Below are 12,820 nucleotides of genomic sequence, written 5' to 3'. Positions count from 1 at the left end.
CTGCTCGGAGAGACCTTCATAGGTCGCCGTGCGGTGGGCCGCGTAGCCCATCATGCTGATCCGGCGCAGGAAACGGGCCGACTGCACCTCGGCCGGCGAGCGGTGCTTGACCAGCACTTCGGTCGCCGCGTCGGCGCGCTTCTGCTGCCACACGCCCAGGCCGGCGCAGGCCACGGTGGCGACAGCCAGCACCAGGGCCGGCAGCAGAACCTTCGAAGAGACCTTCAGATCGTCGAGCTTCACAGCGTTCCCCCAAATACACTGGACGCCCCAACACTGCGTCCGATGAGTTTTCGCGCTTCCGGCGACACCGGTGTCAGCCGAATCGACAGCACCGTTCAATTGGCCTGACCATCGGGCGCCGACCGTAAATGAGCGCTTAAACGGGTCATCACGCTTGACCTTCTTCGGGGAGGCGCTACGACGCACGCCCCTCCCCGTTCCGACCACATCGAGCCATCCCATGACGGCACCGCTTGCGCCGACCATTGGCGTCGACTTCGGCACCACCAATACCGTCGTCTCGCTGACGCACGGCGACGACAATGCGCGCCTGGTCCGCTTCTCGATCGACAACCGCGACCTGTTCGCTTTCCGCTCGGCGCTCAGCTTCCACAGCGTGCAAGGCGTCGGCGGCGCGGCCAACGAGCGCGTGGTCGAGGCCGGCCCGTGGGCCATCGAGTCCTATCTGGAAGATCCGCTGGAAACGCGGTTCATCCAGTCGTTCAAGACCTTCGCCGCCTCGCAGGCCTTCACCGAGACGCGCATCCTGAACAAGCGCTACCTGTTCGAGGACCTGCTGGCCGCCTTCCTGCTGCGCCTGAAGGAGCACGCCGGCGCCCAGCTGGACGCCCTGCCCCCGCGTATCATCGTCGGCCGCCCGGTGACCTTCGCCGGCAGTTCGCCGAACGAGACCCTGGCCCTGACCCGTTACGAAGAAGCCTTCAAGCGCCTGGGCTTCGAGGACATCCGCTACGCCTACGAGCCGGTCGGCGCGGCGTTCTTCTTCGCACGACAGCTGAAGCAGGACGCCACCGTGCTGGTGGCCGACTTCGGCGGCGGCACGTCCGACTTTTCGTTGGTGCGGTTCGAGCGTGACGCCGACGGCACGCTGCGCTCGACGCCGCTGTCGCGCTCGGGCGTCGGCATCGCCGGCGACGCGTTCGACTACCGGATCATCGATCAGCTGGTCTCGCCGGAGCTGGGCAAGGGCTCGGAGTACAAGTCGTTCTCCAACGCCTTGCCGATCCCCCAGCGCTACTACGCCGCCTTCGCCCGCTGGGATCAGTTGGCCTTGCTGCGCGCCTCCAAGGACATGCGCGACATCCGCGCCCTGGAGCGCACGGCCCTGGAGCCCGAGAAGATCGCCGCCCTGATCGAGGTGCTAGACGGCAACCACGGCTACGCCCTCTACAAGTCGGTCTCGGCGCTGAAGGAGGCGCTGTCGGCCCAGACGGAAGCCACCTTCCACTTCGCCGCCGGTTCGGTGGAGATCGAGAAGCAAGTCCAGCGGACCGACTTCGAGGGCTGGATCGCCCCGGAACTGACCGCCATTGAAACCGCGGTCGGCGAGGCCCTGCAGCGCGCCGAGCTGACCGAGGCCGGCGTCGACCGCGTCTTCCTGACCGGTGGCAGCTCGTTCGTGCCGGCCGTGCGCGAAATCTTCCTGCGTCGCTTCGGCGCCGAGAAGATCGAGAGCGGCGGCGAATTCGAGTCCATCGCCTCGGGACTGGCGCTGATCGGCCGCGAGGCGGACCTCGATCTCTGGACGATGCGGGCGAGCTAGAAAGCAGCCAGTTCGCCGCATGGTCGTGCTGGCGGCTTTCCCGTATGGTTAACGCGATCGATTCGCGTCGCGACCTTGTGGGGCAACGGATCCAGTGCCGATTTCGTACCTCTCCGCCGCCCAGATGGCCGCGCTGTCGGTCACGACGATCCAGACCCTGTCGGCCACCAAGCTGGAGACGCTGAGCGGAACCCAGGTCGGCGCCCTGTCGCAGGACTCGGTCGGCGCGCTGAGCGCCACCCAGGTCTCGGCGATCTCGAACACGGCGGTGAAGGGCCTGACGGCCACCCAGATCCCCGCCTTCTCCCAGACCCTGATCTTCGACGCCGAGCAGCTGGCGGCCTTCAGCGGCAATCAGCTGAACGCCTTGACCTCGACCCAGTTGGCCAAGCTGGACACCGAGCGGCTGCAGGTGCTGACCGCCACCCAGGTCGGCGGACTGGACGCCACCCATTTCAAGAATTTGGACGCGGTGCAGGTCTCGAACCTGAACCTGACGCAGACGTCGAAGCTGACCGCTACTCAGCTGGCCGCGTTCGACGCCACCGACCTGGGCGAGCTGTCGCGCGAACAATTCGAGGCCCTGACCTCTACCCAGCTGTCAGGGCTTTCCAGCGATCTGGTCCAGTCGTTCGAAGGCACGCGTATCGCCTCGCTGAACGCCACCCAGGTCAGCGGCATGACGGCGACCCAGCTGCAGGCGCTTTCGCCAACCCAGATCGCCAATCTGGACACCAAGCTCAACCTGCTGACGCCGACACGCCTGGGGGGACTCAGCGCGACCCAGACCGCCGCCTTCTCCGACGGTCTGGTCGAGAGCTTCAGCGCCACCCAGCTGGCCGGCCTCAGCGCCGAAGGCTTCGGCGGGCTGTCGGCGTTCCAGATCGGCCGTTTGGACCAGGCCCAGCTGGCGGCGATCACCACCACCCAGATCAGCCAGCTGCGCGACAGCGACCTGGCCGAGTTCTCGGCCGACCAGGTCAGCGGCTTCGCCGCCAGCCAGTTCGCCGCCCTGACCACCGACCTGCTGAACAGCCTCAGCCAGTTCCAGGTCGAAGGCCTGACCTCCACCCAGGTGGCCTCGCTGAACACCACGCGGATCCGCAGCCTGTCGGAGACGACGCTGGGCCTGTTCACGCCCGACCAGGTGAAGCTGTTCGCGGCGACCCAGGTGGCCGCCCTGACCAACGACCAGTTGAACACCCTGCGCCAGGGCCAGATCGAGGCCCTGAACACCACGCAAGTCGCGGCGCTGAGCACGACCCAGATCAGCGGCCTGTCCGAGACCAAGATCGCCGAGCTGGCGACCTCGCAGATCGCGCTGCTGAAGACCACGCAGATGGCGGCCCTGACGCCGACGCAGCTGAACGCCTTCCGCGACGTGCAGATCCAGAACCTGGCCTCGACGCAGCTCAGCGGCCTCAGCCCCACCCAGATCAGCGGGCTAGGCCAGACCGGCCTGTCGGCCCTCTCGCCCACCCAGATGAAGGTGCTGACCACCTCGCAGCTGGCGGCGCTGAGCACGTCCAGCTTCAACAGCCTGGGCTGGGATCAGGTGCAGGCGCTGACCGGGACCCAGCTGTCGGCCCTGACAGCCACCCAGGTGGGCGCCCTGACGGCCGCCGACATGGGCGAGTTCACCGCCGAGCAGATCCAGCAACTGCGCCCCAGCCAGATCGCCGGCCTGTCGACGACGGCTTTCAGCGCCATCAGCTGGGATCGGGTCCAGAGCTTCAGCGCCACCCAGCTGGCCAGCGTGACCACGACCCAGATCGCCGCGCTGTCGCATGACGACTTCCTGCGCTTCACGCATACCCAGGTGGCGGCGCTCAGCCCCACCCAGTTCGCGGCCCTGAGCACGACCAGCTTCAACAGCCTGGACAATGACCAGGTCCAAGCCCTGACCGCCAGCCAGCAGGCCGCGATCACGACCACCCAGATCGCCGGCATGTCGGAGTACGACTTCGGCAAGTTCGCCACGGGCCAGATCGCCACCCTGACCGCCACTCAGATGGGGGCGCTGTCGACGAGCAACTTCAACAGCCTGAGCCAGGACCAGGTCTCGGCCCTGACCTCGACCCAGCTGGCCGGGCTGACCGCCACCCAGATGGGCGGGCTGACGGACGCCGACTACGCCGAGTTCTCGACCTCGCAGGTCTATGCGCTTTCGGGAACCCAGATCGGCGGCCTGGCGGCCAGCCGCATCGCCGGGATGGACGTCACGGCCTTCCAGGCGCTGAGCAGCAGCCAGGTCGCCGGCCTCAGCCCCACCCAGCTGGGCGCGCTTTCGACGACCGACATCGGCGAGTTCACCACGACCCAGGTCTCGGCCCTCACCGCGTCGCAGATCGTGGCGTTCTCGGTGACGAACCTGGGGGCCATGGCGTTCGAGCAGATCGGCGCGTTGTCGCCCTCGGCGATGAAGGGCTTCTCGGCCTTCCAGTTGCGCAGCCTGTCCTCGGCCGCCTTCGGTCAGTTCAACGCCACCCAGGTCCAGGGCCTGACCGCCACCCAGCTGGGCTCGCTGTCGACCTCCGTGATCGCCGGCCTGACCACGACCCAGATCGGCTACATCCTACCGGCCCAGATCCCCGGCCTGACCATCAACCAGCTGGACTATCTGTCGACCACCAACCTGGCGGCCATGACGCCGATGCAGGTTGGAGCCTTCACGCCGGCCCAGGTGGAAAGCCTGTAAGAAAGCTTCTAGACGGCCAAGGCTTGGCGGGCGTCTGATGGCGGTCCCGTACGGAGGCGTTTCATGACCCGCACCGCCCTTCCCTTCTTTGTTGTCGCCGCCCTGATGGCGACGCCGGCCTTCGCCCAGAACGGCCCCTTGGGCGCGGCCGGGCGCTGGACGATCGACCTCAAGGCCTCGACCTTCAACGAGGCCCTGACCGGTCCCGCGCCGCTGGCCGCCGAGGTCGACGTCACCAAGGACGACGGCAAGAGCCTGGCCTGGACCCTGATCGAGGAAGACGCCGAGGGCTTGGCCGCCATCCAGTTCGCCGACGCGCCGCTGGACGGCACGCCGACCAAGGCCGTGGTCAACACCCAGATCGTTATGATCAGCGTCCACCGCGACGGCCCGCGCGGCATCAGCGCCGTCACCAGCAACAAGACCGGCCGCAAGCAGTCGATGAAGGTCTGGCTGGCGGACACCGACACGCTCAAGGTCGAGCAGGATGTCGACGGCGTACCCGGCCCGCCAGATCAGAGCCTGACGTTCAAGCGGGTTCGCTAGCGGCCCAGCGCCTTGGCCAGATAGTTGGCCAGGGCCTCGACCCGCGTCGGCCGCGGTCCGCCGGGCGGCATGACCAGGTGCAGGGCGATCGGCGCGGCGACCCAGTCGACCAGCACTTCCTCCAGGCGGCCATCGGCGACGGCCGCGCCGACGATGAAGTCCGGCAGCACCGCCACGCCGACGCCGGCGATCAGGGACGGGACCAACACGTCGCCGTTGTTGGCGCGGATCACCGACCGGGGCCGCACCGAAGCCTCCTCGGCGCCCTTCTGGAAACGCCAGGTCTCGGGCGCGGACTGGTGGCCATAGGTCAGGCCGCGATGCTCGGCCAGGCTGGCCGGATGGCTCGGGCGGCCATGCTGGTCCCAATAGCCAGGCGAGGCCACGACGTGTCGCTTCACCGCCCGCAGGCGACGGGCGACCAGTGAACTGTCCGGCAAGGAGGCGACGCGCAAGGCCAGGTCGAAGCCCATGCCGACCAGGTCGATGGTGGCGTCCGACAGGTGCAGGTCGATCGAGACGTCCGGATACTGCTCAAAAAAGCCCGGCAGCACCGGCGCCAGGCTGGTGATGCCCAGCGACATTGGCACGGCCATCCGCACCAGCCCACGCGGGGCCGAGGATTGGTTGGACGCTTCCTCCTCGGCCTGTTGAGCTTCAGCCAGGACACGGGTCGCGCGCTCGACCAGGGACTGGCCGGCGTCGGTCAGAGCCAGGCGCCGCGAGGTGCGGTTGAAGAGGCGCGCGCCCAGGCGCTCTTCCAGCCGGGTGACGGCCTTGGAAACGGTGGCCTTGGACATGGCCAGGTCATCGGCGGCGGCGGCGAACGAGCGCAGCTCCACCACCTTGGCGAATACGGCGAGGCCTTCGAGGTCGGGAAGCTTGGACATGGCAATAGCTTAGTTTTGGAAACAATGAGTTTCAACAGTTTCCATTTCGGATCCTGCACAGAAGCCTATCTTCTCCTCAACAGGACGCGCCGACGCGGCGCACTCCAGAGGGTACAGAAAGGTTTAGAGCCATGATCGTCCACAAGCCGTTCGATAATCTTGGCGGCGCCGACCACGGTTGGCTGAATGCCAAGCACCACTTCTCGTTCGCCAGCTACTACGATCCCAGCAACATGAACTGGGGTGCGCTGCGGGTCTGGAACGACGACGAAATCGCCCCGAACACCGGCTTCCCGCCGCACCCGCACAGCGACATGGAAATCATCACCTATGTCCGCGACGGCGCGATCACCCACCAGGACAACCTGGGCAACAAGGGCCGCACCGAGGCCGGCGACGTCCAGGTGATGAGCGCGGGCACGGGCATCCGCCACTCGGAGTATAACCTCGAGCCGGAAACGACCCGGATCTTCCAGATCTGGATCGAGCCCAAGACCTTCGGCGCGGCTCCTTCGTGGGGCGCCAAGCCGTTCCCCAAGGGCGACCGCTCGGGCAAGTTCGTGACCCTGGCTTCGGGCTTCGCCGACGACACCGACGCCCTGCCGATCCGCACCGACGCCCGTGTTCTGGGCGCGACGCTGAAGGCCGGTGAGAGCACGACCTACGCTCTGGGCAAGGACCGCAGCGGTTACCTGGTCCCGGCCGTCGGGGTCGTCGAAGTCAACGGCGTCAAGCTGAACGCCCGTGACGGCGCCGGCATCAAGAACGAGGACGTGATCACCATCACGGCCTTGGAAGACGCCGAACTGGTTCTGGTCGACGCCGCCTAAGCGCGACCGTTCCGTTCAAGAGAAGGCGCGAGGAAACTGAAATCCTCGCGCCGACTTAACCCACCGACATTCGCTCCAAGGAGGCCGCCATGGCCAAGGTTCTCGTCCTCTACTACTCGTCGTACGGCCACATCGAGACCATGGCCAAGGCCGTGGCCGAAGGCGCCCGCGAAGCCGGCGCGACGGTCGACATTAAGCGCGTGCCGGAAACCGCGCCGCTCGAAGTCGCCAAGAACGCCCACTTCAAGCTGGATCAAGAAGCTCCGGTCGCCGCCATCGCGGACCTGGCCGACTATGACGCCATCATCGTTGGCACCGGCACGCGCTTTGGCCGCATGAGCTCGCAGATGGCCGCGTTCCTCGACCAGGCTGGCGGCCTGTGGGCCCGCGGCGCGCTGCACGGCAAGGTCGGCGGGGCCTTCACCTCGACCGCCACCCAGCACGGCGGCCAGGAGACCACGCTGTTCTCGATCATCACCAACCTGCTGCACTTCGGCATGGTGATCGTCGGCATGGACTACGGTCATGCCGGTCAGATGACCCTGGATGAAGTCACCGGCGGCAGCCCCTACGGCGCCACCACCATCGCCGGCGGCGACGGCTCGCGTCAGCCCAGCGAAAACGAGCTGGTCGGCGCCCGCTATCAAGGCCGCAAGATCGCTGAGACCGCCCTCAAGCTGCACGGCTGATCCCCCACAGCCGTAGCCAGGTCGTCCGCGCCCTCCCCCAAGGCGGACGACCACGAACCGCCCCGAGGCTTTCCCTCCCAGCCTCGGGGCGGATTTCGTTTAGTGCTTGGGGTCGAAGTCCGGCTTCTGGGCGGTGACGTAGGCGTCCCACTCGGCCGGCGTATGGAAGTCCAGGCCCTTATCCCAGGCCGCGCCCATATAGTAGACGAACGGCTTGCCGGCCTCGACCTTGATCAGGACGAGGTAGTTGTCGAAGTCCTGGCGCACCTCGACGACCGAGGCGGGATCCACCATCAGGGCGATGGCCATCGAGCCCTTTTCCGGATCGGCCGGCTCCCAGAACGTCACCCGGCCCGGGGCCAGGTCCTTCTTGAACACGCCCGTGCCGCTGGCGCGCTTACGCTTGGTGATGCCGATGCCCACCACCAGCGGGCCCGGCTTGTCGGAGCTGATGGTCGAGACCATCCGCGTGAAGTTGGTGCCCAGCGGCAGGGTGAAGGTCCGCGTCTCCCAGACCTTGCGATCGACGTCGACCGGCCACGGGGCGTAGTCGACGCTGAACGAGGCCACGTCCGGCCCGTTCTTGATGACCTTCCAACTGGACCAATTGCGTGAGGTCCACAGCTTGTTGTCCTGCCAGATCCCCAAGCCGCCCGCGCCACGGCCGGTGCCGACGTCGTAGAAGTCCAGGCCCTCGCCATGGTTGGCGTGCTGGTCGCCGGTGCGCAGCTGGCGGTCCATATAGGGCCAGCGCTCGCTCTTGCCCCAGGCGTCGATGCCCGAGGTCGACGGGGGCTCGGCCTTCTCCAGGTCGCGGCTGTAGATCCGGTGAGCCGTGCGGTCGTTCTCCCACAGGATGTCATTGAAGCGGTACGGAGCCAGGGTGACGGCCGCGCGAGGTTTCTGGCCCTCGGCGTCGGGCTTGGCCAGCGGCGTGGCCGGGGCATGTTCCTGAGCTTGGGCAGCTCCCATCGACAGGGCCAGGACGGAAGCGAGGACCAGGGTCTTCATCATCGGAAACGCCTCAGTGGAATTGCGGGAACTTGGCCAGGGCGGCGCGAGCGCAGGCATCCGCGCCCTCGTGCGTGGTGTCGGCGATTGCCAGCCCGCCAACGACGGTCGCCCCGACATGCAGCGGCAACGAGCCGGCGTGAGGGTTCAGGTGGTCGGGGTCGGCCTTGATCTTGGCGGCGAAGTCGGGGTCGGTCTTCTCGCGCGGCTCCATGACGCTGCCAGGCTGGTCGAAGACCACAGCGGCATTGGCCTTGCGCGGCGCGGCGATCGGGGGCTTGGGGCTTTGCTCATCGCGCAGGACGACCAGCGGGTTACCCTTGGCGTCGACCACGGCGGCCGAGACGTGCGCGCCCTTGGCGGCGCAGGCGTCGATCGCGGCCTTGGCCAGGTCGATCGCGGTCGGAAGCGTCAGCGGCTCGGACGAAACGCCCGCCACAAAAGCCAGGATCGCCAGCATCGTGCTTCCTCCAGAAGTCTCTTGCTCCCGGATATAGCGCGCGCCGAAAATTGGTCTAGCCAAAATCGGAAATTGGATAATCCAACCGATCAGTCGGCCTTGGGCCGCACCAGCGCGATCAGCCAGCCGCCGCCCCACGGGGTGTTGATCACCGCCTCGTCCAGCACCTCGCCCATGGCTTTCAGGCGATGCCACAGCCGCAGGGGCTTGAGCGCCAGCCACATGGTCAGGCCGACCGCGCCGCCGGGCTTCAGGTTCGGGGCGTAGTGAGCGACCAGGTCCTCGACCTCGCCCAGGTGCTCGATGCATTCCGAGAACACCACGACGTCGAAGGTCTCGTCGGTCTCGAACGTGCGGCCGTCGCCCAGCAGCATCTTGACCTCGCCGATGGCGATTTCGGGCGCCAGGCGGGTCTCGCCGCGATCGATGGCGGGCTTGGAGAAGTCGACGCCGACATAACGCGCCGGCCGGTGGGCGCGCAGGGCCTCGTAGAACACCCCCTCGCCCGCCCCGATCTCCAGCACGCGCGGATTGGGCCAGCGGTCGGCGATCACGGCGGCCAGCAGGCGATGATGATGGCGCTGGTCCGAGCGGTTCAGGCGGTCATAGACGCCGTCCTGGTACTCGGCGTCCCACTTCTCGACCGGCGCGGCGACGATCGGCTTGTTCCGCTTACGCATGAACAGCTCGCCCAGCCACGGACGGTCCAGGGACATCAGTTCCGTGAACCGGCGCCAGCGCAGATAGGCCATGAACTTCCCCCGAGATGTGTTCCGGGGATAGGGGCTGGGTTAGACGGTGTCCAGCGTGGGGGCGATAACCTCGTCCTTCGACAGGCTCAGGATGAGGTTATCGACTGAAAGGCCTCAGCTATGGTCCTCATCCTGAGCTTGTCGAAGGACGAGGACCACGCACTGAGTTAGCCCTTGTTGGCCAAGGCGGCTTGCGCCGCCGCCAACCTGGCGATCGGCACGCGATAGGGCGAGCACGACACGTAGTCGAGGCCGACCTTCTCGCAGAAACCGATCGAGGCCGGATCACCGCCGTGTTCGCCGCAGATGCCCAGCTTGACGTCCGGACGGGCCGCGCGGCCACGTTCGGCGGCGATGCGGATCAGGTCGCCGACGCCGTCCTGGTCGAGGCTGACGAAGGGGTCCTTTTCGAAGATGCCCTTGTCGATATAGGCGCCCAGGAACTTGCCGGCGTCGTCACGGCTGATGCCGAACGTCGTCTGGGTCAGGTCGTTAGTGCCGAAGCTGAAGAACTCGGCATTGGCGGCCAGATCGGCGGCGCGCAGAGCGGCGCGGGGCAGCTCGATCATGGTGCCGACGGTATATTTCAGGTCCACGCCCTGCTCTTCCAGCACCGCCTTGGCGACGCGGTCGGTCAGGTCGCGCAGGTACTTCATCTCCTCGCCCTTGGCGACCAGCGGGTGCATGATCTCGGGGACCGGAGCAGCCTTGCCCGACTTGGCGATCTCGCAAGCGGCTTCCAGGATGGCCCGGACCTGCATCTCGTAGATCTCGGGATACGAGACGCCCAGGCGGCAGCCGCGGTGGCCCAGCATCGGGTTGGTCTCGTGCAGTTCCTTGGCGCGGCGCAGCAGCTTGGCGGCGTCCAGACCGGTGGCCTGGGCCACGGCTTCGACGTCTTCCTCGGTGTGCGGCAGGAACTCGTGCAGCGGCGGATCCAGCAGGCGGATCGTGACCGGTAGGCCTTCCATGATCGTGAACAGCTCGACGAAGTCGGCTTTCTGGAACGGCGCGATCTTGGCGAGAGCCGTGCGGCGGCCCTTCTCGTCGTCGGCCAGGATCATCTCGCGCACGGCGGCGATCCGGGTGTCGTCGAAGAACATGTGCTCGGTGCGGCACAGGCCGATGCCTTCCGCGCCGAACTGGCGGGCGGTCTTGGCGTCCAGCGGCGTCTCGGCGTTGGCCCGCACCTTCAGGCGGCGCACCTCGTCGGCCCAGCCCATCAGGGTGGCGAAGTCGCCGGTCAGCTCGGGCTCGATCATCTTGGGCGAACCCGCCAGGATCTCGCCGGTCGAGCCGTCGATGGTGATGATCTCGCCGGCCTTGAACTCACGCCCACGGACGCGGAACAGGCCTTCCTTGGCGAAGATCGACACGTCGCCGGCGCCCGAGACGCAAGGACGGCCCATGCCGCGCGCCACGACGGCGGCGTGGCTGGTCATGCCGCCCCGAGCCGTGATGATGCCGCGCGCGGCGTGCATGCCGTGGATGTCTTCCGGCGAAGTCTCTTCGCGCACCAGGATGACGCTTTCGCCGGCGGCGTTGGCCTTTTCGGCGGCGTCGCTGTCGAACACGATCTTGCCGGTCGCCGCGCCGGGCGAGGCCGGCAGGCCCGTGGTGATCACGTCGCGATGGGCGGTGGGATCGATGGTCGGGTGCAGCAGTTGGTCCAGCGAGGCCGGCTCGACGCGGCCGACGGCCTCTTCCTTGCTGATGACGCCCTCGGCGGCCATGTCGACCGCCGTCTTCAGCGCGGCCTTGGCGGTGCGCTTACCGTTGCGGGTCTGCAGCATGTAGAGCGTGCCGCGCTCGACCGTGAACTCGATGTCCTGCATGTCGCGATAGTGACGCTCCAGCGTCTCCACCACCGACTTGAACTGGGCGAACACCTCCGGCATCGCCTCTTCCATCGAGGGGGCGACGTCGCCCATCTCTTCGCGGGCGGCCTTGGTCAGCGACTGCGGCGTGCGGATGCCCGCCACCACGTCCTCGCCCTGGGCGTTGATCAGGAACTCGCCGTACAGGCGGTTGTCGCCGTTCGACGGGTTGCGGGTGAAGGCCACGCCGGTCGCCGAGGTGTCGCCCATATTGCCGAACACCATCGACTGGATGTTCACGGCCGTGCCCCAACTCTCGGGGATGTCGTGCATGCGGCGATAGAACTTGGCGCGGTCGTTCATCCAGCTGGCGAACACGGCGCCGACGGCGCCCCACAGCTGTTCCTGGGCGTCCTGCGGGAACGGCTTGCCCAGCTGGTCGCGGACGGCGTTCTTGTAGTCCTTGATCACGTCGGCCCAGTCGTCGGCGGTCAGGCCGGTGTCGACCTGGACGTCCAGGCGATCCTTGTGGTCGTCCAGGATCTCCTCGAACATGTGGTGCTCCAGATTGAGCACGACGTTCGAGTACATCTGGATGAAGCGGCGATAGCTGTCATAGGCAAAGCGGCGGTCGCCCGACAGCTTGGCCAGGCCCTCGACGGTCTCGTCGTTGAGGCCCAGGTTCAGCACCGTGTCCATCATGCCTGGCATCGAGGCCCGGGCGCCCGAGCGCACCGAGACCAGCAGCGGGTTGGCCACGTCGCCGAAGTTCTTGCCGGTGATCTCTTCGATCTTGGCCAGGCCAGCCTTGACCTGGTCGGCCAGCTCGGCCGGGTACTGCTTGTCGTTGGAATAGTAGTGGACGCAGGCCTCGGTGGTGATCGTGAAGCCCGGCGGCACCGGCAGGCCCAGGGCCGACATCTCCGCGAGATTGGCCCCCTTGCCCCCGAGCAGGTTCTTCATCGAGGCGTCGCCGTCAGCGCCGCCTCCACCGAAAGCGTACACCCAACGGGCCTTGGTCAACGTCTCAACCGGCATTTGTTCTCACCCTGCGATAGTGAAGAAGGCCGCGCCTCTCTTTGGAGGTCGTCTCGCCCTGGAACAGCACTGCTATGTCGTGATCCCGCAGTGCAATATCCGGGCGTTTCAGTAGCACTTCGTCCAAGAACGCGTCCACTGGCGCTTCGCGTTCCAAGCGATAACAATAGAATTCGGCAAATAATTCCAATGACAACGTTGTCCGGTCGATAGGCCTGGCCAGATTTCGAACATCCGCGCCGCAAAGCCGCGACTTGGGCCGAAACCGGACGATTGGGGCGGGTTGTCTTCGCACCGCGAAAA

General features: G+C 66.9%; 10 protein-coding genes. 5 read left to right on the top strand and 5 right to left on the bottom strand.

Annotated elements, in window-relative coordinates:
- Positions 1–463: 463 nt before the first annotated feature.
- The 3 genes from AC1RRR_RS03585 (at position 464) to AC1RRR_RS03575 (ending at position 5,030) form a co-directional block, all read left to right on the top strand.
- Complete coding sequence (locus AC1RRR_RS03585) at positions 464–1,786, top strand: Hsp70 family protein (RefSeq protein ID WP_492810628.1); 1,323 nt, start codon at positions 464–466, stop codon at positions 1,784–1,786.
- Positions 1,787–1,880: 94 nt separating this feature from the next.
- A complete protein-coding gene (locus tag AC1RRR_RS03580; protein ID WP_492810627.1) occupies positions 1,881–4,484 on the top strand; it encodes a hypothetical protein in 2,604 nt (867 codons plus the stop codon).
- A gap of 63 nt (positions 4,485–4,547) precedes the next feature.
- Entirely contained in the window at positions 4,548–5,030 is a 483-nt protein-coding gene (locus AC1RRR_RS03575; protein ID WP_492810626.1) for a hypothetical protein, read from the top strand.
- Here the strand turns inward: AC1RRR_RS03575 and AC1RRR_RS03570 are convergent.
- The gene (locus tag AC1RRR_RS03570; protein WP_492810624.1) at positions 5,027–5,920 is read right to left on the bottom strand and encodes a LysR family transcriptional regulator; all 894 of its coding nucleotides are present in this window, start codon (positions 5,918–5,920) and stop codon (positions 5,027–5,029) included. The two genes, AC1RRR_RS03575 and AC1RRR_RS03570, sit on opposite strands and share 4 nt — an antisense overlap.
- Before the next feature lie 131 nt (positions 5,921–6,051).
- On the opposite strand from AC1RRR_RS03570, the gene AC1RRR_RS03565 reads away from it, so the two are divergent.
- A complete protein-coding gene (locus tag AC1RRR_RS03565; protein WP_492810623.1) occupies positions 6,052–6,750 on the top strand; it encodes a pirin family protein in 699 nt (232 codons plus the stop codon).
- A gap of 89 nt (positions 6,751–6,839) precedes the next feature.
- Positions 6,840–7,439, top strand: coding sequence for an NAD(P)H:quinone oxidoreductase (wrbA, locus tag AC1RRR_RS03560; RefSeq protein WP_492810621.1), 600 nt, complete (start codon positions 6,840–6,842; stop codon positions 7,437–7,439).
- Positions 7,440–7,538: 99 nt separating this feature from the next.
- Here the strand turns inward: wrbA and AC1RRR_RS03555 are convergent, their stop codons facing one another.
- The 4 genes from AC1RRR_RS03555 to ppdK all read right to left on the bottom strand — a co-directional run bounded on the left by AC1RRR_RS03555 (position 7,539) and on the right by ppdK (position 12,517).
- Entirely contained in the window at positions 7,539–8,453 is a 915-nt protein-coding gene (locus AC1RRR_RS03555) for a DUF4861 family protein (RefSeq protein WP_492810620.1), read from the bottom strand.
- 10 nt (positions 8,454–8,463) lie between these two features.
- Entirely contained in the window at positions 8,464–8,910 is a 447-nt protein-coding gene (locus tag AC1RRR_RS03550) for a heme-binding protein (RefSeq protein WP_492810618.1), read from the bottom strand.
- Between the two features lie 89 nt (positions 8,911–8,999).
- Positions 9,000–9,662, bottom strand: a complete 663-nt coding sequence (locus AC1RRR_RS03545) for an SAM-dependent methyltransferase (protein ID WP_492810617.1) — start codon at positions 9,660–9,662, stop codon at positions 9,000–9,002.
- Positions 9,663–9,829: 167 nt separating this feature from the next.
- A complete protein-coding gene (gene ppdK, locus AC1RRR_RS03540; protein WP_492810615.1) occupies positions 9,830–12,517 on the bottom strand; it encodes a pyruvate, phosphate dikinase in 2,688 nt (895 codons plus the stop codon).
- Between the last annotated feature and the right edge of the window lie 303 nt (positions 12,518–12,820).

The sequence above is a fragment of the Caulobacter sp. GW821-FHT12D05 genome, from assembly GCF_058807295.1.
This window is presented reverse-complemented; position numbering and strand designations above follow the sequence as displayed.

What these genes read in the sequence shown, in the direction of transcription:
- wrbA (WP_492810621.1), top strand. Translation starts at nt 6,840, where the DNA reads ATGGCCAAGGTTCTCGTCCTCTACTACTCGTCGTACGGCCACATCGAG.
- AC1RRR_RS03585 (WP_492810628.1), top strand. Translation starts at nt 464, where the DNA reads ATGACGGCACCGCTTGCGCCGACCATTGGCGTCGACTTCGGCACCACC.
- AC1RRR_RS03575 (WP_492810626.1), top strand. Translation starts at nt 4,548, where the DNA reads ATGACCCGCACCGCCCTTCCCTTCTTTGTTGTCGCCGCCCTGATGGCG.
- AC1RRR_RS03565 (WP_492810623.1), top strand. Translation starts at nt 6,052, where the DNA reads ATGATCGTCCACAAGCCGTTCGATAATCTTGGCGGCGCCGACCACGGT.
- AC1RRR_RS03550 (WP_492810618.1), bottom strand. Translation starts at nt 8,910, where the DNA reads ATGCTGGCGATCCTGGCTTTTGTGGCGGGCGTTTCGTCCGAGCCGCTG.
- AC1RRR_RS03545 (WP_492810617.1), bottom strand. Translation starts at nt 9,662, where the DNA reads ATGGCCTATCTGCGCTGGCGCCGGTTCACGGAACTGATGTCCCTGGAC.
- AC1RRR_RS03570 (WP_492810624.1), bottom strand. Translation starts at nt 5,920, where the DNA reads ATGTCCAAGCTTCCCGACCTCGAAGGCCTCGCCGTATTCGCCAAGGTG.
- AC1RRR_RS03555 (WP_492810620.1), bottom strand. Translation starts at nt 8,453, where the DNA reads ATGATGAAGACCCTGGTCCTCGCTTCCGTCCTGGCCCTGTCGATGGGA.
- ppdK (WP_492810615.1), bottom strand. Translation starts at nt 12,517, where the DNA reads ATGCCGGTTGAGACGTTGACCAAGGCCCGTTGGGTGTACGCTTTCGGT.